Source organism: Streptomyces sp. NPDC005799 (genome assembly GCF_040630525.1).
GTDB classification, from domain to species: domain Bacteria; phylum Actinomycetota; class Actinomycetes; order Streptomycetales; family Streptomycetaceae; genus Streptomyces; species Streptomyces griseorubiginosus_B.
This window is the reverse complement of sequence record NZ_JBEXXQ010000002.1, coordinates 1-20,951: the sequence shown is the minus strand read 5'-3', so window position 1 is coordinate 20,951 and position 20,951 is coordinate 1. Positions and strand designations below refer to the sequence as shown.

21 protein-coding genes are annotated in these 20,951 nt (G+C 71.6%); 12 read left to right on the top strand and 9 right to left on the bottom strand.

The features are described 5' to 3' along the window. Nucleotides 1-52: 52 nt before the first annotated feature. On the bottom strand, nucleotides 53-409 hold the full coding sequence (locus tag ABZ453_RS02085) for an iron-sulfur cluster assembly accessory protein (RefSeq protein ID WP_030582488.1): 357 nt from the start codon (nucleotides 407-409) through the stop codon (nucleotides 53-55). Nucleotides 410-651: 242 nt separating this feature from the next. Between ABZ453_RS02085 and nadA the strand changes: the two genes are divergently transcribed. Then, complete coding sequence (gene nadA, locus ABZ453_RS02080) at nucleotides 652-1,836, top strand: quinolinate synthase NadA (RefSeq protein ID WP_359010632.1); 1,185 nt, start codon at nucleotides 652-654, stop codon at nucleotides 1,834-1,836. 163 nt (nucleotides 1,837-1,999) lie between these two features. On the opposite strand, the gene ABZ453_RS02075 is transcribed toward nadA, so the two are convergent. The 4 genes from ABZ453_RS02075 to ABZ453_RS02060 all read right to left on the bottom strand — a co-directional run bounded on the left by ABZ453_RS02075 (nucleotide 2,000) and on the right by ABZ453_RS02060 (nucleotide 5,087). Continuing rightward, a complete protein-coding gene (locus ABZ453_RS02075; protein ID WP_359010630.1) occupies nucleotides 2,000-2,680 on the bottom strand; it encodes a response regulator transcription factor in 681 nt (226 codons plus the stop codon). Beyond that, nucleotides 2,677-3,900: a histidine kinase gene (locus tag ABZ453_RS02070; protein WP_359010628.1), complete on the bottom strand. Its 1,224-nt coding sequence runs from the start codon at nucleotides 3,898-3,900 to the stop codon at nucleotides 2,677-2,679. Before ABZ453_RS02070 ends, ABZ453_RS02075 begins: the two co-directional genes overlap by 4 nt. A 96-nt stretch (nucleotides 3,901-3,996) precedes the next feature. After that, complete coding sequence (locus ABZ453_RS02065; protein WP_359011160.1) at nucleotides 3,997-4,275, bottom strand: hypothetical protein; 279 nt, start codon at nucleotides 4,273-4,275, stop codon at nucleotides 3,997-3,999. Between the two features lie 32 nt (nucleotides 4,276-4,307). After that, nucleotides 4,308-5,087 (bottom strand): PspA/IM30 family protein, encoded by a 780-nt coding sequence (locus tag ABZ453_RS02060; protein ID WP_359010626.1) that lies wholly within the window; start codon nucleotides 5,085-5,087, stop codon nucleotides 4,308-4,310. 203 nt (nucleotides 5,088-5,290) lie between these two features. On the opposite strand from ABZ453_RS02060, the gene ABZ453_RS02055 reads away from it, so the two are divergent. The 3 genes from ABZ453_RS02055 (at nucleotide 5,291) to ABZ453_RS02045 (ending at nucleotide 7,871) form a co-directional block, all read left to right on the top strand. Next, nucleotides 5,291-5,962 carry a DUF3043 domain-containing protein gene (locus tag ABZ453_RS02055; RefSeq protein ID WP_359010624.1) on the top strand — a complete coding sequence of 224 codons (672 nt, stop codon included), beginning with the start codon at nucleotides 5,291-5,293 and terminating at the stop codon, nucleotides 5,960-5,962. An 83-nt stretch (nucleotides 5,963-6,045) separates the two neighbouring features. Further along, nucleotides 6,046-6,747 carry a methyltransferase domain-containing protein gene (locus ABZ453_RS02050; RefSeq protein ID WP_359010622.1) on the top strand — a complete coding sequence of 234 codons (702 nt, stop codon included), beginning with the start codon at nucleotides 6,046-6,048 and terminating at the stop codon, nucleotides 6,745-6,747. A gap of 56 nt (nucleotides 6,748-6,803) precedes the next feature. Continuing rightward, entirely contained in the window at nucleotides 6,804-7,871 is a 1,068-nt protein-coding gene (locus ABZ453_RS02045) for a trypsin-like peptidase domain-containing protein (RefSeq protein ID WP_359010620.1), read from the top strand. Nucleotides 7,872-7,912: 41 nt separating this feature from the next. Here the strand turns inward: ABZ453_RS02045 and ABZ453_RS02040 are convergent, their stop codons facing one another. After that, nucleotides 7,913-8,125, bottom strand: coding sequence for a hypothetical protein (locus ABZ453_RS02040; protein WP_133042923.1), 213 nt, complete (start codon nucleotides 8,123-8,125; stop codon nucleotides 7,913-7,915). Nucleotides 8,126-8,239: 114 nt separating this feature from the next. On the opposite strand from ABZ453_RS02040, the gene ABZ453_RS02035 reads away from it, so the two are divergent. Then, nucleotides 8,240-9,445, top strand: coding sequence for a bifunctional adenosylcobinamide kinase/adenosylcobinamide-phosphate guanylyltransferase (locus tag ABZ453_RS02035; RefSeq protein ID WP_359010618.1), 1,206 nt, complete (start codon nucleotides 8,240-8,242; stop codon nucleotides 9,443-9,445). 82 nt (nucleotides 9,446-9,527) lie between these two features. Here ABZ453_RS02035 and ABZ453_RS02030 read toward each other — a convergent pair whose 3' ends face one another. Then, the gene (locus ABZ453_RS02030) at nucleotides 9,528-10,052 is read right to left on the bottom strand and encodes a methyltransferase domain-containing protein (RefSeq protein WP_359010616.1); all 525 of its coding nucleotides are present in this window, start codon (nucleotides 10,050-10,052) and stop codon (nucleotides 9,528-9,530) included. Between the two features lie 104 nt (nucleotides 10,053-10,156). Here ABZ453_RS02030 and cobT point away from each other — a divergent pair, with 104 nt between their 5' ends. The 3 genes from cobT (at nucleotide 10,157) to ABZ453_RS02015 (ending at nucleotide 13,878) form a co-directional block, all read left to right on the top strand. Continuing rightward, nucleotides 10,157-11,257 carry a nicotinate-nucleotide--dimethylbenzimidazole phosphoribosyltransferase gene (gene cobT, locus ABZ453_RS02025; RefSeq protein ID WP_359010614.1) on the top strand — a complete coding sequence of 367 codons (1,101 nt, stop codon included), beginning with the start codon at nucleotides 10,157-10,159 and terminating at the stop codon, nucleotides 11,255-11,257. An 83-nt stretch (nucleotides 11,258-11,340) separates the two neighbouring features. Further along, nucleotides 11,341-13,077, top strand: coding sequence for a phosphatidylglycerol lysyltransferase domain-containing protein (locus ABZ453_RS02020; RefSeq protein ID WP_359010613.1), 1,737 nt, complete (start codon nucleotides 11,341-11,343; stop codon nucleotides 13,075-13,077). A gap of 60 nt (nucleotides 13,078-13,137) precedes the next feature. Continuing rightward, nucleotides 13,138-13,878 carry a hypothetical protein gene (locus tag ABZ453_RS02015; protein WP_359010611.1) on the top strand — a complete coding sequence of 247 codons (741 nt, stop codon included), beginning with the start codon at nucleotides 13,138-13,140 and terminating at the stop codon, nucleotides 13,876-13,878. Between the two features lie 402 nt (nucleotides 13,879-14,280). Here the strand turns inward: ABZ453_RS02015 and ABZ453_RS02010 are convergent, their stop codons facing one another. Beyond that, nucleotides 14,281-15,045: a hypothetical protein gene (locus ABZ453_RS02010; RefSeq protein WP_359010610.1), complete on the bottom strand. Its 765-nt coding sequence runs from the start codon at nucleotides 15,043-15,045 to the stop codon at nucleotides 14,281-14,283. Nucleotides 15,046-15,105: 60 nt separating this feature from the next. Between ABZ453_RS02010 and ABZ453_RS02005 the strand changes: the two genes are divergently transcribed. After that, nucleotides 15,106-15,900, top strand: a complete 795-nt coding sequence (locus tag ABZ453_RS02005; RefSeq protein WP_359010608.1) for an adenosylcobinamide-GDP ribazoletransferase — start codon at nucleotides 15,106-15,108, stop codon at nucleotides 15,898-15,900. Nucleotides 15,901-15,916: 16 nt separating this feature from the next. Here the strand turns inward: ABZ453_RS02005 and ABZ453_RS02000 are convergent, their stop codons facing one another. Further along, entirely contained in the window at nucleotides 15,917-16,714 is a 798-nt protein-coding gene (locus ABZ453_RS02000) for an endo alpha-1,4 polygalactosaminidase (protein ID WP_359010606.1), read from the bottom strand. A gap of 239 nt (nucleotides 16,715-16,953) precedes the next feature. Between ABZ453_RS02000 and ABZ453_RS01995 the strand changes: the two genes are divergently transcribed. The 3 genes from ABZ453_RS01995 to ABZ453_RS01985 all read left to right on the top strand — a co-directional run. After that, nucleotides 16,954-18,480: a leucyl aminopeptidase gene (locus ABZ453_RS01995; protein ID WP_359010604.1), complete on the top strand. Its 1,527-nt coding sequence runs from the start codon at nucleotides 16,954-16,956 to the stop codon at nucleotides 18,478-18,480. A 242-nt stretch (nucleotides 18,481-18,722) separates the two neighbouring features. Further along, on the top strand, nucleotides 18,723-20,111 hold the full coding sequence (lpdA, locus tag ABZ453_RS01990) for a dihydrolipoyl dehydrogenase (protein WP_165954800.1): 1,389 nt from the start codon (nucleotides 18,723-18,725) through the stop codon (nucleotides 20,109-20,111). A 60-nt stretch (nucleotides 20,112-20,171) separates the two neighbouring features. Further along, on the top strand, nucleotides 20,172-20,951 hold a 780-nt coding region (locus ABZ453_RS01985), incomplete at its 3' end, for a biotin/lipoyl-containing protein (RefSeq protein ID WP_359010602.1).

Sequence of the window (20,951 nt, the reverse complement as noted above, 5' to 3'; positions counted from 1 at the left end):
GAGGGGGCCGCCGCCTTCGGCTTGTTCAGTTGTTCAGCAGCTCGTCGAGGGCTTAGCTGAAGGAGTCACCACAGGCGCAGGAGCCCGTCGCGTTCGGGTTGTCGATCGTGAAGCCCTGCTTCTCGATCGTGTCCACGAAGTCGATGGACGCGCCGCCCAGGTACGGGGCGCTCATGCGGTCGGTGACGACCTTGACGCCGCCGAAGTCCTTCACCACGTCCCCGTCGAGCGAACGCTCGTCGAAGAAGAGCTGGTAGCGCAGGCCGGAGCAGCCACCGGGCTGGACGGCGACGCGCAGGGCCAGGTCGTCACGGCCTTCCTGGTCGAGCAGGGCCTTGACCTTCGCCGCGGCGGCGTCGGACAGGATGATGCCGTCGGTGACGGTGCTGGTCTCGTCCGATACGGACATCTACATCTCTCCCGGGTTGTACGGAGACTGCTTGCCGACTGTTCCAACCGGCAAGGCCGCGGATTCATTCCGGGCCGGCGCCTGTCTTTCGGCGTCCTCTTCATGCTCGCACACGGGATGGCGAGCGGAAAACGACACTTCGGGATTCACGTCACATCGACGTTATGACCATCGTCAAAGTGACGTGAACCGGGTTATGATAGATAACGTCAGATCGACGAAAAGTAGAAAGGGTGCGTGTCGTGACCACCGCCCAGACCCCGGAGCTCGACGTACAGCCGACTCCTCTTGCCCTGCTGCTCCTCGGCCGGGAGGCCGACCCGAAGAGCGAGCGCGGTGTCGAGTGTCCCGGTGACCTGCCCTCGCCGTCCGACCCCGACCTGGTCGAGCGCGCCCGCGCGGCCAAGGAGAAGCTCGGCGACAAGGTGTTCGTGCTCGGCCACCACTACCAGCGCGACGAGGTCATCCAGTTCGCGGACGTCACGGGCGACTCCTTCAAGCTGGCCCGGGACGCGGCCGCGCGCCCGGAGGCCGAGTACATCGTGTTCTGCGGTGTGCACTTCATGGCGGAGTCCGCGGACATCCTGACGTCGGACGACCAGAAGGTGGTCCTGCCCGATCTCGCCGCCGGCTGCTCGATGGCCGACATGGCGACGGCCGAGCAGGTCGCCGAGTGCTGGGACGTGCTGACCGAGGCCGGCGTGGCCGAGCAGGTCGTGCCGGTGTCGTACATGAACTCCTCCGCGGACATCAAGGCGTTCACCGGCAAGCACGGCGGCACGATCTGCACGTCCTCGAACGCGCGGAAGGCGCTGGAGTGGGCCTTCCAGCAGGGCGAGAAGGTGCTGTTCCTGCCCGACCAGCACCTGGGCCGCAACACGGCCGTGCGGGACATGGGCATGTCGCTTCAGGACTGCGTCGTCTACAACCCGCACAAGCCGAACGGCGGGCTGACCGCCGAGGAACTGCGCGCCGCGAAGATGATCCTGTGGCGCGGCCACTGCTCGGTGCACGGCCGGTTCTCGCTGGACTCGGTGAACGACGTGCGCGAGCGGATCCCGAGCGTGAACGTCCTGGTTCACCCCGAGTGCCGGCACGAGGTCGTCGCCGCGGCGGACTACGTCGGTTCGACGGAGTACATCATCAAGGCCCTGGAGGCGGCCCCGGCGGGCTCCAAGTGGGCCATCGGCACCGAGCTCAATCTCGTACGCCGGCTCGCCAACCGTTTCGCCCCCGAGGGCAAGGAGATCGTCTTCCTCGACCGGACGGTCTGCTTCTGCTCGACCATGAACCGCATCGACCTGCCCCATCTGGTCTGGGCCCTGGAGTCGCTGGCCGAGGGCAACCTGGTCAACCGGATCGAGGTCGACAAGGAGACGGAGGCGTTCGCGAAACTGGCGCTGGAGCGCATGCTGGCGCTGCCGTAGTCCCGTGCAGTCCACTGAGCCCCCTTCGTTCGAAGGGGGCTCCCGGCTTACGGTGCGAGGCTCCGTCGGACGTCAGCAGCGAGTCTCCGTCGTGGGTGTCGGTCCCGTTCGACCAGACCTCCGCGCCCGTGGAATTGCGACTCCCCAGACCTGACATCGGGCCTCAGTCCGCTCTCGGCCGTACCAGGCCCGACTCGTACGCGATCACCACCAGTTGGGCCCGGTCGCGGGCGCCCAGCTTGGTCATGGCGCGGTTGACGTGGGTCTTCACGGTGAGCGGGCTGACCTCCAGGCGTTCGGCGATCTCGTCGTTGGAGTGGCCGCCGGCGACCTGCACGAGGACCTCGCGCTCGCGGACGGTGAGCGCGTCGAGTCGTTCGGAACGGGCGGGGTCGTGGCCGTCGGAGGGGTCGCCCTGGGCGAGGAAGCGGGCGATCAGACCCTTGGTGGCGGCCGGGGAGAGCAGTGCCTCGCCACCGGCCGCGATCCGGATGGCGCTCAGCAGTTCCTCCGGCTCGCTGCCCTTGCCGAGGAAGCCGGAGGCGCCCGCACGCAGGGACTGCACCACGTAGTCGTCGACCTCGAACGTGGTCAGGATGACGATGCGGACGTGGGCGAGGGAGGGGTCGGTGCTGATCATTCGGGTGGCGGCGAGGCCGTCGGTGCCGGGCATCCGGATGTCCATCAGCACGACATCGGCCCGCTCCTGCTTCGCCAGCCGCACCGCCTCCGCGCCGTCGGACGCCTCGCCGACCACCTCCATGTCGGGCTCGGAGTCGACGAGCACCCGGAAGGCGCTGCGCAGCAGCGCCTGGTCGTCGGCGAGCAGGACGCGGATGGTCATGCGCTTCCCCCGGTGGTGGCCGTGCGGGTCTTGACCGGCAGGATCGCATGGACGCGGAAGCCGCCGCCGTAGCGGGGGCCGGTGGTCAGGGTGCCGCGCAGGGCGCTGACGCGCTCCCGCATGCCGAGCAGACCGTGGCCGCCGCCGTGCTCGGGGTCGTCGTCCTGGCCGGCGCCGTCGTCGAGGACGGTGATCTCGATGTTCGGGCCGACGCGCACGACGCTGACCTCGGCCTTCGCCTCGGTGCCGGCGTGCTTCTGGACGTTGGTGAGGGCTTCCTGGATGACGCGGTAGGCGGCGAGGTCGACGGCGGCGGGCAGGGTGGTGTCCTGGTCGGCGCGGGCGACCTCTACATGGAGGCCCGCGCTGCGGAAGGTGCCGACGAGTTCGTCGAGGCGGTCGAGGCCGGGGGCGGGTTCGGTGGGGGCCTCGGGGTCCCCGGACTGCCTCAGCAGGCCGACGGTGGCGCGGAGTTCGTTGAGCGCGGAGCGGCTGGCCTCGCGGACATGGGCGAGCGCCTCCTTGGCCTGGTCGGGCCGCTTGTCCATGACGTGGGCCGCGACGCCGGCCTGCACGTTGACCAGGGCGATGTGGTGAGCGACGACGTCGTGCAGATCGCGGGCGATACGCAGTCGCTCCTCCGCGACCCGGCGCCGGGCCTCCTCCTCGCGGGTGCGTTCGGCCCGCTCGGCGCGTTCGCGGATGGCCTGGACGGCGGCCTTGCGGCTGCGTACGGCGTCGCCCGCGGTCGCGCCGATGCCGGTCCAGGCGAAGATCGCGAGGTTCTCCTGGGCGTACCAGGGCAGCGGGCCGAAGAGCATCGAGGCGCCGGTGAGGACGGTCATCGTGAGCAGGCCGAGGCGCCAGGTGGTGGCGCGGTCGGTGGTCGCGGCCACGGTGAACAGGGCGACGACGGCGGACATGGCGACCGGGGCGCGGGGGTCGCCGACGACGCACTCGATCAGGGAGACGGCGCCGGTGAGCGCGAGGACGGTGCGCGGGGCCCGGCGGCGGAAGACCAGGGCGAGCGCGCCGAGGGTCATCAGCACCAGGGCGAGCGGGTCGGGGGTGCGAATGCCCCAGGCGACACCGTGCCTGCCGTGCCCGTCCGCGAAGGAGGCGGCCACCATGCAGACGAGGACCCCGGCCGCCAGGGCCGCGTCCAGCGCGAGGGGGTGGGCCCGCAGGCGGCAGCGGGTGCGTTCGAGGGTGGCGCTCACGATTGCACAGTACGGGGCGGCGCACCCCGCCGGAACTGCGGCAGGCGGTACTCCGGGCCGACGGGCGGGCCGGCCTTCGCCGTTGCGGGCCCGCTCTCAGCCCGGAATCAGCCCGTCGTCGCTCAGCAGCTCGCGGACCTCCTCCAGGGTCGCGTCCGAGGAGGGGAGGATCAGTTCGGAGGGTTCGAGGGAGTCGTCCGGGAGCGGGGTGCCCAGTTCCCGGACCTTGGCGAGGAGGGCCGCCAGGGTGCGGCGGAAGCCGGGGCCGTCGCCGTTCTGCATTTCCCTCAGGAGCTCGTCGTCCAGCTTGTTGAGGTCGGCGAGGTGGCTGTCGGCCAGCCTCACCTGACCCTCTCCCATGATCCTGACGACCATGTCGCCCATCTCGGCCTCCTAGGGGTGACCCCCTACTGCTTGTCGAAGCGCGGGGTGTCCTGCGGCTGCTGCTGGGACTGAGCCTGCCCGGTGCCGCCCTCGATCGCCTGCTGGGGCGACCCTCCGGCCAGCTCCGCCTTCATGCGCTGCAGCTCCAGCTCCACGTCCGAGCCACCGGAGATCCGGTCCAGCTCGGCCTGGATCTCGTCCTTGTGCATGCCGGACTGGTCGTCCAGCGCACCCGAGGCGAGCAGCTCGTCGATGGCGCCGGCCCGGGCCTGGAGCTGCGCGGTCTTGTCCTCCGCGCGCTGGATCGCCAGCCCGACGTCACCCATCTCCTCCGAGATGCCGGAGAAGGCCTCGCCGATCCGGGTCTGGGCCTGGGCGGCGGTGTAGGTGGCCTTGATCGTCTCCTTCTTGGTGCGGAAGGCGTCCACCTTGGCCTGCAGCCGCTGGGCCGCCAGGGTGAGCTTCTCCTCCTCGCCCTGGAGCGTCGCGTGCTGCGTCTCGAGGTCGGTCACCTGCTGCTGGAGCGCCGCGCGCCGGGACAGCGCCTCGCGGGCCAAGTCCTCGCGGCCCAGCGCGAGCGCCTTGCGGCCCTGGTCCTCCAGCTTGGAGGACTGCGACTGGAGCTGGTTGAGCTGCAGCTCCAGGCGCTTGCGGCTGGTCGCCACGTCGGCGACGCCGCGGCGCACCTTCTGCAGCAGCTCCAGCTGCTTCTGGTACGAGTAATCGAGGGTCTCGCGCGGGTCCTCGGCCCGGTCAAGGGCCTTGTTCGCCTTCGCGCGGAAGATCATCCCCATACGCTTCATGACACCGCTCATGGGCTTCGCGCGCCCCCTTCTGACGGACTTCCAGCTCCAGCTCTGCGACAGGTCCCACAGTACGGGCCCTGCATCCATTGACGCACTGTTCGGGGACGGATGCGCTCATCCCCAAGGACGACTGCGTCCCCACCCGCTCCGGCGTAGGGAGTAGGTGTCCCCCTGGGGAAACCGCCCCCTCTGTCCCTTACATGACGACTGGTGTTGCCGGATCGTTCCCCGCGGGGCTGGGGTCCAACCCCGGGCACCCCGTACCCTTGGGTTTTGTGTTCCGTAGCCGTGCCAAGGAAGAGAAGGCCGGCGCCGACAAGGCGTCGCTGACCGACTCCAAGCAGCCCCGTGACCCGCAGGCCCCCAAGGGCCGCCCCACGCCCAAGCGCAATGAGGCCCAGTCCCAGCGCCGCAGCGTCGCCAACACGACGCTGACGCGCAAGGACGCCTCCAAGCGTCAGCGCGAGGAGCGCCGCTCCGCGCTGGAGCGGCAGCGCCAGGCGCTGGCGGGTGGTGACGAGCGGTATCTGCCCGCCCGGGACAAGGGCCCGGTGCGCAAGTTCGCGCGCGACTGGATCGACTCGCGCTTCAACGTGGCGGAGTTCTTCCTGCCGATGGCCGTGGTCATCCTGGTGCTGAGCGTCGTACGGGTGCCCGCGCTGCAGAACATCGCGCTGCTGCTGTGGCTGATCGTGATCGTGCTGATCGTGCTCGACGCGGTCGTCAGCGCCTTCCGGCTGCGCAAGGCGCTCGCCGAGCGCTTCCCGGACCAGAACCGCAAGGGTGCCACCCGGTACGCCCTGATGCGCTCCCTCCAGATGCGCCGGCTCCGGCTGCCGAAGCCGCAGGTCAAGCGCGGAGAGCGGCCCTGAGCACGACGTCGTTCTCCGGGGGCGCGGCCAGATCCTGGCTGGAGAAGCTGGGCAGGCTGCGCAACGCCGTACGGCAGGAGCTGGTGGCCCGGCAGCTCGACGAGCAGATAGTGGGGCGCTTCCCGGTCGGGCAGCGGCTGCGGGTGCTGGACGTCGGGATGGGCCAGGGCACGCAGGCGCTGCGGCTGGCCCGGGCCGGGCACCAGGTGACCGGCGTGGAGCAGGACGCCACCATGGTCGCGGCGGCCCGGGAGACCCTCGCCGCTGAGCCGGAGGGCATCCGGGAGCGGGTGCGGATCATCGAGGGCGACGGCCGGGACACCGGGGTGCACTTCCTCCCCGGCAGCTTCGACGTGGTGCTCTGTCATGGCGTGCTCATGTACGTCGAGGACCCGGACGCGCTGCTCGCGGGGCTCGCCCGGATGCTCGCCCATGGCGGTCTGCTGTCGCTGCTGGTGCGCAACGCCGACGCGCTGGCCATGCGGCCCGGGCTGTACGGCGACTGGGCCGGCGCCCTCGCCGCCTTCGACACCGTGTCCTACCGAAACCGCCTCGGCCTCGACGTCCGCGCCGACCGCCTGGAGACCCTGACGGACACCCTCGCCGGCATCGGCGCGCCCCTGCACGCCTGGTACGGCGTCCGGGTCTTCACGGACACGGCGGCCGACGACACGGAGGCACCGGCCGACGTGGAGACGCTGCTGGCCGCCGAGGAGCGGGCGGGGCGGACGGATCCGTATCGGCGGGTGGCGGCGCTGCTGCACCTGTGCGGGGTGCGCGGCTGAGCCCGTTCGGGCGCGCAGCACAGGCCGGATCTTCACTCCGAAGAGACACTCGGGGCATGGACGTCACCCGTATCCGTGCCCTGCGGCTGCTCATCCCCCTCGCCGTCCTCGCACTGGTGAGCGGGTGCTCCGGCTCCGGTTCCTCCGGCCGCTCGCAGACGTCCACCCCGCAGGCCGCGCAGGCCCTCGCGCAGAAGTCCGGCAGCGATCTGCAGGGCGACTTCCAGCGGGTGATCAAGGACGTGCTGCCGTCCGTCGTGCAGATCCAGGCCGGCAACGACCTGGGCTCGGGGGTGGTGTACGACGACAAGGGGCACATCGTCACCAACGCGCATGTCGTCGGCGAGGAGAAGACCTTCAAGGTGACGACCGCCAACAGCGAGGAGACGCTCACCGCCCGGCTCGTCTCCTCGTATCCGCAGCAGGATCTGGCCGTCGTCAAGCTGGACAAGGTGCCCAGCGGACTGAAGGCGGCGGTGTTCGCGGACTCCTCCAAGGTCCGGGTCGGCCAGATCGTGCTGGCGATGGGCTCGCCGCTCGGCCTGTCCTCCAGCGTGACCCAGGGCATCGTCTCGGCGACCGGACGGACCGTCACCGAGGGTAGCGGCGGGGGCGGTACGGGCGCGACGATCGCCAACATGGTGCAGACGTCAGCCGCCATCAACCCCGGCAACAGCGGCGGCGCCCTGGTCGATCTGGACAGCCAGGTCATCGGCATCCCGACGCTCGCGGCCGTCGACCCCACCTTCGGGGACAGCGCGGCGCCGGGCATCGGGTTCGCGATCCCCGCCTCGATGGTGCGAACGATCGCCGACCAGATCGTCAGGAGCGGCAAGGTCACCGACTCCGGCCGGGCCGCGCTCGGCATCACGGGCCGCACGGTGGTCGACGCGAACTACCAGCCGGCCGGGGTCGCCGTGGTGTCGGTGAAGAGCGGCGGGGCGGCCGACAAGGCCGGCATCGAGGCCGGGGACATCATCACCCGGCTGGGTGACACGGACATCACCACGATCACCTCCCTGACGGAGGCACTGGCCCAGGACAAGCCGGGCGAGAGGACGACGGTGACGTACACCCGGGGCGGCAGCGAGAAGAAGGCCGACGTGACGCTCGGCGAGCAGTGACGGCGGGGGCGGCCGGCGGGCCGCCCCCTGGTCCGTACGGCTCACGCCTCCGCGGAGCGCAGGCTCATCGGCCCGTAGATCTCCGTGGAGTCCTCGAACAGCCGCACCTGGTCCGCGCCGCCCTCCAGCAGGGCCTTCCAGTGCTCCCCGATCCAGGACTCGGCGTCCCCCTGCGTGGTGAACTCCTCGGGCTGCACCGCGGGCGGGACCTCCGCCCCGTCGGCCTTCTCGAACCGCCACGTCCATGACGCCATGTACGCCTCCCGTGTATGAGCACCTGCAAAGGAGAAGCCGGATCTTGGTCCGGCTCCTGCCCTGAAGACTAGTCGGACGGGCAACACCTGCGCAGACACGCGAAAATCACATCCGTGGAAGTGACTCTGCTCGGTACCGGTGCCCCCCTCGGACTGCCCCGCCCCTACTGCCCGTGCGCCGCCTGCGCGGTAGCGCTCGGCGAGGACGCGCGCGCGGCGACCGCCGTCCTCGTCGACGGAACGCTGCTGCTCGACCTGACGCCGGGCGCCGCCTTCGCGGCCGCGCGGGCCGGGCACTCCCTGGGCGGCGTACGCCAGGTGCTGCTGTCCCACCCGCACGACGGACCGCCCGTCGAGGTCCCCGCGGGGCTGCCGCAGCCCGGGCGGGTGCCGGACGGACGGGAGTTGGCGCTGCTGACGGGGCATCGGGTGCGTGCGGTGGCGATGGACGCGCCCGGCACCGGATACGCCGTGACCGGGCCGAACGGACAGCGGCTGCTCTACCTCCCGCCCGGGGGCGCGCCGGCCGGGCTGGAGGCGAACGGCTCCGTGGAGTCGTACGACATGGTGCTCGCCGACGTCGTGGGGCGGCCTGACGCGCTGGCGAAGCTGCGAGCGGTCGGCGCGCTCGGGCCGACCACGGATGTCGTCGCCGTCCATCTGGACCACGACGTGCCGCCGGGCGCGGAGTTGCGGCGACGGCTCGCCGCGGCGGGGGCGCGGGCCGTGCCGGACGGCTCGACGCTGACGGTCGGCGTGTACGAGGACGTGCCCGACGTACCGCGCCGGACGCTGGTGCTGGGCGGGGCCCGCTCGGGGAAGTCGGTGGAGGCCGAGCGGCGGCTGGAGGCCTTCCCCGACGTGCTGTACGTGGCGACGGGCGGGACGCGGGGCGGGGACAGCGAGTGGGCCTCGCGGGTCGCCGCGCACCGGGAGCGGCGGCCGGGGTCGTGGCGTACGGCCGAGACGTGCGACCTGGTGCCGCTGCTGAAGGAGGAGGGTGCGCCGTTGCTGATCGACTGTCTGTCGCTGTGGCTGACGGACGCGATGGACTCCGTCGGGGCGTGGGACGACGCGGTGTGGGCGGACGGGGGCGAGCGTGCCCTGCGGGAGCGGGTGCGGGAGTTGACGTCGGCGGTGCGGGCGGCTCGGCGGACCGTTGTCGCCGTGTCCAACGAAGTGGGGTCGGGGATTGTGCCCGCTACGGCGTCCGGGCGGCGGTACCGGGATGAGCTGGGGCGGTTGAACGCGGGGTTCGGGGCGGAGTGTGAGGCGGTGGTGCTGGTCGTTGCGGGGCAGGCGGTGGTTTTGCGGGGGTGAGTCGGTTGTTCGTCGGGGGCGGGCCGGTGAGGGCTGGTCGCGCCCGCGCGGCGGAGGCACACATCGATACGGCCCCGCGCCCCTAAAGGGGCGCTGCAGGAGCCCTGCGTGCGATCAGGCGCCGTGTCTTGGTCAGGCGGTCCAGGAGTGGGTGCTTCGGTGGGACGAGTACGCACCCCTGGGACTCCAACTCCGAGCACACGCCTGCCCAGTGGGGGCCCGGTGCCTCCAGGAGCAGGAGGCCGGACGGGCGGAGGGCTGTCACCGCCGCTCTCAGTTCCTCGCGGGAGGCCGGAGTGCGCAGCATGGTCACCACGTCGTAGCGGGATCTGACGGCCCTCGCGATGTGGGGGTGGGTCAGGGGGCCCACGTAGGCCTGCTCCACTAGTTCCGCCGCCTGGGCGTGTGTGACTCGGGGTGTCGGGTCCGTGCCGTCGAAGGAGGTGTAGGGGAACAGACGTCTGGCGGTTTCGGGGAAGTCCGCGTCGCCCGTGGCCACGTCCAGCCAGCTCTCCGGTTCGGGGAGGAGTCTGCGGACCGCTCTGGCCGTACCGAGGTGGCGACGTTGCTGGTCCAGGTCGCTGAGGAGACGCACCGAAATTGCCACAAAAAGGAACATAAGGTGTACGGCTGTGGTGGGCAACGACGTGGGATGCCCGTGATGGCCATGTGGCGCCGTCCTGTTCGATCCGTGCCGGTACTGTTCGGCGAATGAGCTCGCTTAATCTCGACGACTTCACCGATCTGATCGAGCGCCCCGACGGCGGGGTGCGCCGCGACGCCGAGGCGCGCCGGGAGCGTCAGATCGTGCCGCCCGGGTCGCTGGGCCGCCTCGACGACCTGGGTGAGTGGCTGTCCGCGGCGCAGTCCGCGGTACCGGTGCGACCGATCGAACGGCCCCGGGTGGTGCTCTTCGCCGGTGACCACGGGGTCGCCGAGCTGGGCGTCTCGGCGCGACGCCCGGGCGGCGCCGGCGAGTTGGTGCGCGAGGTGCTGGAGGGCGGCCGTCCGGTCTCGGTGCTGGCGCGGCGGCTCGGGGTGCCGGTGCGGGTCGTCGACATGTCCCTGGACTGCGACCCGGACTCGCTTCCGGACGAGGTCGTGCGGCACCGGGTGCGGCGCGGCAGCGGACGGATCGACATCGAGGACGCGCTCAGCCTGGAGGAGGCCGGGGCGGCGTTCCGGGCGGGGGTCGCCGTCGCCGACGAGGAGGCCGACTCGGGTACGGATCTGGTGGTGCTCGGCGATGTGAGCGTGGGCGGGACGACGGTGGCGGGCGTGCTGATCGCCGCGCTGTGCGGGATCGACGCCTCCGTGGTGACCGGTCGGGGCGGGCTCGCGATCGACGACCTGGCGTGGATGCGCAAGTGCGCGGCGATCCGGGACGCGCTGCGGCGGGCCCGGCCGGTGCTCGGGGATCAGCTGCAGCTGCTGGCGAGTGTGGGCGGGGCCGACATCGCCGCGATGACGGGCTTTCTGCTGCAGAGCGCGGTGCGCAAGACGCCGGTGATCCTCGACGGGGTCGTGGTGTCCGCCTCCGCGCTGGTGGCCCAGCGGATCGCGTTCCGGGCGCCGGACTGGTGGCTGGCGGCGCACGACAGCGGGGAGCCGGGGCAGGCGAAGGCGCTGGACCGGATGGCGTTGGAGCCGCTGCTGACCCAGGGGGTGACCGTCGGCGAGGGCGCGGGCGCGCTGCTCGCGCTGCCGCTGGTGCAGGCCGCGGCGGCGCTGTCCGCGGAGTTGCCGGAGAAGCCCGAGGTTCCCGAGGAGGACGAGAAAACCGCGGAAGTCGAGAAGGAAGCGACGGAATAGGCGGCACGACAGCCGAAAGTCGGCCGCACGGCAGACCAAAGATGGACGGGTTCAGCCGGGCATCCCCCATATGATCCTCATCCATGGGAGATGCCCGAAATGCCTCGCGCCGAGCCGCCGCTTTCGCTGTCTGGTACCTGCGGGCCGTCGCGTTCGTCAATTTCCTCAGTGCCGTCTGGGTCTCCCTGGGGCAGGACGTGCGGCGGCACAACCAGGAGAACTTCTTCACGCCGTACCTGCTGACCGCCGGCTTCGCGTCGGGGGTGTTCACCGCCTTCCTCGCCATCACCATGCGCCGCCGCAAGCGTGCCGCCTGGATCCTGAACCTCGCGCTGGCCGGCCCCTTCCTGGGGCTGTTCGCCTTCGCGATGGCGTTCCCGGAGATCCGCCAGTACGCCCAGAACTGGATCTCCCTCGTCCTCACCGCGGCCTTCGTCGCCGCGCTGCTGGTGGGCCGCAGGGAGTTCTACGCCAAGGGCGACCGGTCGAACCCGAAGCTCGCCGCCGCCGTCGCGGTCGGCGGCACGCTGGCCGCCTCGCTGCTCGCCGGCCTGCTGGTCACCGTCACCAACCAGGCGCCGGACGCGGCGAGTTCGACGTTCCTGGAGCGCTGGCGCTACGGCACCTTCCGGCTGGTCTCGGTCGCCGTCGACGAGTCCCGCTTCCCCGGCATCGACGCGCCGAACTGGGTCAACGTCGCCATCAACGTGCTCAGCACCCTGCTCGTCCTCGCCGTCCTGTACGCCGCCTTCCGCTCCCGGCGGGCCGTGGACCCGATCACCGAGGACGACGAGAAGCGGCTGCGGGCGCTGCTGGAGCGGCACGGGGAGCGTGACTCGCTCGGCTACTTCGCGCTGCGCCGCGAGAAGAGCGTGGTGTGGTCGCCGACCGGGAAGGCGGCGGTCGCCTACCGGGTGGTGGGGGGCGTCTCGCTGGCCTCCGGTGATCCGCTCGGGGATCCGGAGGCCTGGCCGGGCGCCATCGAGCCGTGGCTCGCCGAGGCCCGGGCGCACGGGTGGATCCCGGCCGTGATGGGGGCGAGCGAGGAGGCGGGCACGGTGTACGCGCGCCACGGGATGGACGCCCTGGAGCTGGGGGACGAGGCGATCGTGGACGTCGCCGAGTTCACCCTGGAGGGGCGGGCCATGCGGACCGTGCGGCAGGCCTACAACCGGGTGAAGCGGGCCGGATACGGCGTGCGGGTGCGGCGGCACGAGGACATCCCGGCCGACGAGATGACGTACCTGCTGAAGCGGGCGGACGACTGGCGGGACGGGGCGACCGAGCGCGGGTTCAGCATGGCGCTGGGGCGGCTCGGGGACCCGGAGGACGGGCAGTGCGTGATGCTGGAGTGCACGGACGCGCGGGGTGAGCTCAAGGCGCTGTTGTCCTTCGTGCCGTGGGGGCCGCACGGGCTCTCGCTGGACCTGATGCGGCGGGACCGCGACTCCGACAACGGGCTGATGGAGTTCATGGTGCTGGAACTCCTGAGCAGCGCCCGGGATATCGGAATCACCCAGGTTTCACTCAACTTCGCCATGTTCCGTTCGGTCTTCGAACGTGGGGCGCGTCTTGGTGCCGGGCCGGTGCTGAGGCTGTGGCGCTCGCTGCTCAGCTTCTTCTCCCGCTGGTGGCAGATCGAGTCGCTGTACCGCGCCAACGCCAAGTACCGGCCCATCTGGGAGCCGCGCTTCCTGCTCTTCGAGAAGAGCGCGGACCTCCCGCGCATCGGCCTGGCGTCGGCGCACGCGGAGGGGTTCCTGGAAGCTCCGGGGCTGCCGAAGTGGCTGCATCGGCGGCATTTGGAAACCCATCGATAGAGCCGGCAGCGACAGCACGACGGATGAGGACCGGGTGAGGACCGGATGAGGACCGGCCGGATGAACAGGCTCGCCCGTTGGGCCCGTGCCGAATGGGGGCTCGTGTACGTCACGGTGCGCGAGCCGCTGGTCGAGCGGCGGCTGCGGGCGGTCCCGATGACGTTTGGAGCGGTGGCGCTGACGGCGGCCGTGCAGATCGTGCAGAACCAGTCCTGGGGGTACGGGTTCGTACAGGACGTCGGCGGGGTGCGGGCCGAGGATCCGCTGTGGCCGGCCCTGCTGCGCACGCCGCTCTCCCTGTTCGTGCCCGCGCTGGACCTGCCGGTGTGGGGCGCGCTCCTGCAGGTCCTGTTCGTCTTCGGGATCGCGGAGATCTGCCTCGGCCGGCTGCGGACGCTGGTCATCGCCTACACCGCGACGCTGGCCGGCACCCTGTACGCACGTCTGGGCGTCTGGCTGGGCTTCGACAGCCTCTTCGGCCTGCCTTCGTCGGACGCCCGGGTGGTCGACACCGGTCCGTCGGCGGCCGTGGTGGGTCTGGCCGTCTTCCTCGGCTGGCGTTACGGCGCGTATGTGACGGCGGGCGCGGTGACCGCGGCGATGGCGGTCGAGGTGGCGTTGAAGGGGAACCTGGCCGGCAAGGAGCACCTCGCGGCGATCGCGGCGGTGGCCGCGCTGATCACCCTCTCGGCCCTCCGCCGACGCCGACGCGGACCGCGCACGGATTCGGCCCCAGGCCCATCCCTGATCCCGTCCACAGGCCCACGCCACGAACCACACCAACGGCGGTCGCGGCGCTAGGTGCACCGCCCGGGCGTTCACCCGAGGATGCGCGCCGGCGGTCGGCGGCGGCCGAGGTCGCGGACCGCACCAGGTCACACGCACCGCCGACCCACTCCTGAACCCTACGGCGGAGTCCCGTCCGCGGCGGTCGCGGCGCCAGGTGCACCGCCCGGCGCGTTCGCTCAACCCAGTGATGGGCTGCTTGCCGCTTCGCGAACCCGGGGAGTTCGCTCAAGCCACACGCAGGAAGCCCCCAGGGCAGCCTCCGGGACACCAACCCGGCGGTCGGGGGCACGGGCGGTCACGGCACCGGGGTGACCGCGGAGCCGGGGTGACCGCGGAGCCGGGGTGACCGCGGAGCCGGGGTAACCGCGGGGCCGGGCAGGAACCCGGCGATCGAGAACTCGGGCCGCGGCGGTGTCAGTGGTGGTCGAGGGCGCGGGTGGGGACCGGGTCGGGTTTGCCGCCGATCCAGTCCTGCAGTCTGCGGCGGGGGCCGAACCAGCGGCGGTCACGGTGGTAGGCGCGCAGGGTGGCCTTGGCGCGGGCGCGGGGGCGGCGCCGGTAGAAGCGGCGGGCCCAGGGCGAGCCGGGGCGGGCGAGCCGAACCAGGCCGATCAGGCCGACCAGCGGGACGATCACGCTGAAGATCGCCATCCGTGGCTTGCCCTTGGTCAGGACGAGCAGGGAGAAGGCGAAGTTGACCACGACCGTAGAGAGCACGCTGCCCCGGTCCTGGAGTTCGGCCTGGCTCATGTCGTTGACGCCGAACGGCGCGAACCCGGCGAGGAGCAGCCCGACCAGGGCCGCCGTCAGGACGACGACCTCGACGCTGCGACGCCCCTGCTCGGACCAGTAGACGTCGTCGAGATGGACGATCAGCGCGAACTCGTCCAGGACCAGTCCCGCTCCCATCCCGAACAGCACCGCGCACACGGCGGCCCCGAAACCGTGCCGGTCACTGGCCACCGCCCCGAACCCGCCCACGACGGTGAGCACGACGCCGGGCACCACGTGGTGGATGTGCAGTCCGCCCGCCTTCACGTTCCCGAAGGGCCCCTTGCCCGCCCGGATGAGCCGCGTGACGAGCCGGGTGACGAAGAACGTCAGTACGAACGCGGTCAGGGCGAGCAGCAGCGGCAGCTTGCCCGGCTCGACGATGTTGCGCTGCAGCCAATGTCCCATATGCGCACTTTAGCGATGGTCGCCGCAGGCCTCCTCCCGACCGCCGGGTAACCTGCGCCGGTGCCCGAACCCTCCAAGACGCCCTGGCCGTACGGCCTCCGCTTCGCCTTCGGCACGCTGACCGTGCTGCCCGTGAAGGTGACCCGCTGGGACCGGAACGCGGCACGCGGCGGCATGCTGTGCGCCCCTGCCGCCGGGCTGGTCGTCGGCGGCTGCGCGGCCCTGGCCGGCGTACTGCTGCTGGCGCTGGGCGCGGGCGCGCTGCTCGCCGCCGTCGCCTCCGCCGCCGTACCCGCCGTTCTCACCCGGGGTCTGCACCTGGACGGCCTCGCGGACACCGCGGACGGGCTGGGCAGCGGGAAACCCGCCGAGGACGCGCTGCGGATCATGAAGCAGTCGGACATCGGCCCGTTCGGGGTCATCACCCTGGTCTTCGTCCTGCTGGCCCAGGTGGCCGCGCTGGCGCAGGCGTACGGCGGCTCATGGGGGCGGGGCGCGCTGGCCGCCGTCGTCTCGGCGACCGCGGCCCGGCTCGCCCTCACCCTCGCCGCGCGGGAGGGCGTGCCCGCCGCGCGGCCGGAGGGGCTCGGCGCGGCGGTCGCGGGAGTGGTTCCGGTGCGGGGCGCGGTGGCCGCGGCGGTCGTGGTGACCGGGCTCGCGGTGGCCGCCGGCGCGCTGCTGGGGACGTACGACATGGTCCGGACGCCGGTGGCGGTGCTCGCCGCCGTCGCCGTCGCCGAAGTCCTCCTGCGCCACTGCACCCGCCGCTTCGGCGGGGTGACCGGCGATGTGTTCGGAGGGCTCGCGGAGACGGCGGCGACGGTGTCGCTGGTGGTGCTGTCGCTGGGGCGTTAGGGCCTTTTCTTGCCGGTCAGCAGGGGCGGCGCCAGGCGTCCAGGTCGTACTTCTTGAGCATCGAGCTGAATTTCAGGCGGCGGGTCTCGGGGCAGAAGCGGCTCGTCGGGACTTCGTACTCCACGTGGAAGACGGCCTTGTCCGCGGCGATGAAGGGTTTCATGGCGGCGCACTCGCCGTACTGCGCGCACTGTTCGTTGACCGCGAAGTCGAAGTCCCTGACGAGGGCCGGGATCTGGTCGAGGTCGTTCTTCAGGCCGACGGCCATGCCCCGGTCGTGGGCGAGCCGGGCGAGGAGCCGGTTGTAGCGGAGCTGGTCGGCGGCCTTGAGGGGGAAGCCGGTGCTGTTCTTGTAGCCGTCCATGTTGTCCGGCTCCACCGCGTCGAAGCCCTTCTCACGGCACATGTCGAGGCGGGCCGCCATCAGCGGTTTCAGGACGTCCGTCCTGCGGATGTCGAGCCAGCGCTCGCCCTTCCAGCCGTTGCCCTTGCCGATCACCGACTTGGGGAACTTCTTCGCGTCGGGCCGCCAGTCCTCCCAGGCGCCGGTCGAGACGTAGCAGATGACCTTGCGGTCCTCGTCGTGCAGCGCGGTCACCGTGGCCCTGGACTGGTCGAAGCCGTCGACGTCGTAGACGGGCACGTCGACGGAGGTGTCGAGCCGGCCGTTGAGCTGCCACTGCCAGGCCACCCCGGGGCGCGGCTGCCAACGTCCGCCGGAGGAACCGGAGTCGGAGTCCGGGGCGGAGTCGGTCGCGGCGCCGCAGCCCGTCAGCAGGAGAAGGGTGGCGAGCAGGAGTATCGGGCGTTTCACGGTGGGGCTCCAGAGGTGGGGAGGGTCGCCCGAGGATGATCTCCGATCCCAGGTGAACACGTCCTCAGGAATGAGTGAACGCACGCACGCGCGTAGGCTCAGCGGCAGTGTTCGCCGCACCGGGGAAGGCCCCGCGGAAACCGCACCCTCAGGTCGCATCTAGGGTCGGCTGTCGGGCCCGGTCGACCCACACCGATCGACCACAGGAACTTCACATTCGGAAGCGAGATTTCACCACCGTGACTGCTCTCACTCTCAGCACCGCCGCGGCGCCCGGCCTGCGGGCCGACGCGATCGTGATCGGTGTCGCCAAGGGCGCGAAGAACCCGGTCGTCGCGCCGGGCGCCGAGGCCGTCGACAAGGCCTACGGCGGCAGCCTCGCCGGCGTCCTGGAAACCCTCGGCGCCTCCGGTGCCGAGGGCGAGGTGACGAAGCTGCCCGCGCCCTCCGGCTTCAAGGCCCCGCTGGTGCTGGCGGTCGGCCTGGGCGCCGAGCCCGAGAAGGACGCCGGCTACTCCGCCGAGGCGCTGCGCAAGGCCGCCGGCGCCGCCGCCCGCGCCCTCACCGGCACCAAGAAGGCCGCCTTCGCCCTGCCCGTCACCGACGCCACCGATGTCGGCGCGATCGGCGAGGGCGTGCTGCTGGGCGCGTACTCCTTCGACGCCTACAAGGAGAACGGCAAGGACCCCAAGGCGCGGAACGGCAAGGCGCCTCTCGCCGAGGCCGCGCTGCTCGGCGCCCGGCCCCGGGACAAGGAGCACAAGGCCGCCGTCGAGCGGGCCGTCGCCGTCGCCGAGGAGCTCAACCGCGCGCGCGACCTCATCAACACCCCGCCGAACGACCTGAACCCGGAGGCGTTCGCGGCGATCGCCTCGGCCGCGGCCAAGGAGCACGGCATCAAGGTGCAGGTGCTCGACGTGAAGGCCCTGGAGAAGGGCGGCTACGGCGGCATCCTCGGCGTCGGCGCGGGATCGGCGTCGGGGCCGCGGCTGGTGAAGCTGTCGTACACCTCCTCCAAGGCGAAGAAGCACCTCGCGTTCGTCGGCAAGGGCATCACCTACGACTCGGGCGGCATCTCGCTGAAGCCGGCCGGGCACAACGAGACGATGAAGTGCGACATGAGCGGTGCCGCGGCGGTCTTCGCGGCCGTGGTCGCCGCCGCGCGTCTCGGCCTCGAGGTGAACGTCACCGGGTGGCTGGCGCTGGCCGAGAACATGCCGTCCGGGTCCGCCACGCGCCCCGGTGACGTGCTGCGCATGTACAGCGGCAAGACCGTCGAGGTGCTCAACACCGACGCCGAGGGCCGGCTGGTGCTGGCCGACGCGCTGTGGGCCGCCTCGCAGGAGAAGCCGGACGCCGTCGTCGACGTCGCGACGCTGACCGGCGCGATGGTGCTGGCGCTGGGCAGCCGGACGTTCGGGATCATGGCGAACGACGACGCGTTCCGCTCCGCCGTGCACGAGGCCGCCGAGGAGGTCGGCGAGCCGGCCTGGCCGATGCCGCTGCCGGAGCACCTGCGCAAGGGCATGGACTCCCCCACCGCCGACATCGCCAACATGGGCGAGCGCATGGGCGGCGGCCTGGTCGCCGGTCTCTTCCTGCGCGAGTTCGTGGGCGAGGGGATCACCTGGGCTCACCTGGACATCGCGGGCCCGGCCTTCAACGAGGGCGGCCCCTTCGGGTACACCCCCAAGGGCGGAACGGGTACGGCGGTACGCACGCTGGTGCGGCTGGCGGAGCTGACCGCCGCTGGTGACCTGGGCTGATATCGGCCCGGTCGAGGGGGCTCCGCACGCGGGTAGCGCGGAGCCCCCTTTTCCGTGAGCGCTCAACTGAACGTGGGACGTCTCACACACCGGCCCGGCGTCTCGTTCCCCCCTGACAAGTGCGAAGATGGGCCACGGCAGGACAGGGCCCCCACCACAGGGCCGAAGACAAGAGCGGCCGGACACCAGCCGCCGACCGGTCACCGCTGACCGGCGTGGCGCACATGCATGGAGGACGTGACGTGGCGAACGACGCCAGCACCGTTTTCGACCTAGTGATCCTCGGCGGTGGTAGTGGCGGTTACGCCGCGGCCCTGCGCGGGGCGCAGCTGGGCCTGGACGTCGCCCTGATCGAGAAGGACAAGGTCGGCGGTACCTGCCTGCACCGGGGATGCATCCCCACCAAGGCCCTGCTGCACGCGGGCGAGATCGCCGACCAGGCCCGCGAGAGCGAGCAGTTCGGCGTCAAGGCCTCCTTCGAGGGCATCGACATCGCGGGAGTCCACAAGTACAAGGACGGCGTGATCTCCGGCCTGTATAAGGGCCTGCAGGGTCTCGTCGCCTCCCGGAAGGTGACGTACATCGAGGGCGAGGGGCGTCTGTCCTCCCCCACCTCCGTCGACGTCAACGGACAGCGCGTCCAGGGCCGTCACGTCCTGCTGGCGACCGGCTCCGTGCCGAAGTCGCTGCCGGGCCTGGAGATCGACGGCAACCGGATCATCTCCTCCGACCACGCCCTCGTCCTGGACCGCGTGCCGAAGTCCGCGATCATCCTCGGCGGCGGTGTCATCGGCGTCGAGTTCGCCTCCGCCTGGAAGTCCTTCGGTGCGGACGTCACCGTCATCGAGGGCCTCAAGCACCTCGTTCCGGTCGAGGACGAGAACTCCTCGAAGCTTCTCGAGCGCGCCTTCCGCAAGCGCGGCATCAAGTTCAACCTCGGCACCTTCTTCCAGAAGGCCGAGTACACCCAGGACGGTGTCAAGGTCACCCTCGCCGACGGCAAGGAGTTCGAGGCCGAGATCCTGCTGGTCGCCGTCGGCCGCGGCCCGGTCTCGCAGGGCCTGGGCTACGAGGAGCAGGGTGTCGCCATGGACCGCGGCTACGTCCTGGTCGACGAGTACATGCGCACCAACGTCCCGACCATCTCCGCCGTCGGTGACCTCGTCCCGACGCTCCAGCTCGCGCACGTCGGCTTCGCCGAGGGCATCCTGGTGGCGGAGCGTCTGGCCGGTCTGAAGACCGTCCCGATCGACTACGACGGTGTCCCCCGGGTCACGTACTGCCACCCGGAGGTCGCCTCCGTGGGCATCACCGAGGCCAAGGCCAAGGAGATCTACGGCGCGGACAAGGTCGTCGCTCTGAAGTACAACCTCGCGGGCAACGGCAGGAGCAAGATCCTGAACACCTCGGGCGAGATCAAGCTCGTCCAGGTCAAGGACGGTGCCGTGGTCGGCGTCCACATGGTCGGCGACCGCATGGGCGAGCAGGTCGGTGAGGCCCAGCTGATCTACAACTGGGAGGCGCTGCCCGCGGAGGTCGCCCAGCTCATCCACGCCCACCCGACGCAGAACGAGGCGCTCGGCGAGGCCCACCTGGCCCTGGCCGGCAAGCCGCTGCACGCGCACGACTGACCCTCGGTCGACGAACGCGACGACTCAGACTTCCGCAATTCGTAAGGAGCAACCGAAACCATGGCGGTTTCCGTAACCCTTCCGGCGCTCGGCGAGAGCGTCACCGAGGGCACTGTCACCCGCTGGCTGAAGGCCGAGGGCGAGCGCGTCGAGGCCGACGAGCCGCTGCTCGAGGTCTCGACCGACAAGGTCGACACCGAGATCCCCTCGCCCGCCGCCGGTGTCCTCGCCTCCATCAAGGTCGCCGAGGACGAGACCGTTGAGGTCGGCGCCGAGCTGGCCGTCATCGACGACGGCAGCGGCGCGCCCGCGGCCGCCCCGGCCCCCGCCGCCGAGCCCGCCCCGGCCGCCGAGCCGGAGCCGGCCCCGCAGGCCGCCGCCCCGTCCACCGAGCAGGCAGCCCCGGCGCCCGCTCCCACCGCCGAGGCCGCGTCCGGCGGCGGCTCCGCCGAGGGCACGGACGTCGTCCTGCCCGCGCTCGGCGAGTCCGTCACCGAGGGCACCGTCACCCGCTGGCTGAAGTCGGTCGGCGACTCCGTCGAGGCCGACGAGCCGCTGCTGGAGGTCTCCACGGACAAGGTCGACACCGAGATCCCGGCGCCCACCTCCGGTGTGCTGCTCGAGATCACGGTCGGCGAGGACGAGACCGCCGAGGTCGGCGCCAAGCTCGCCGTCATCGGCGCCCCCGGTGCCGCCCCGGCCGCCGCTCCGGCTCCGGCCGCCCCGGCTCCGGCGCCCGCCGCCGCTGCCCCGGCCCCGGCCGCCCCCGCGGCTCCGACGCCCGCTCCGGCCCCTGCGCCCGCAGCCCCGGCCGCGCCCGCCCCGGCTCCGGCCCAGGCC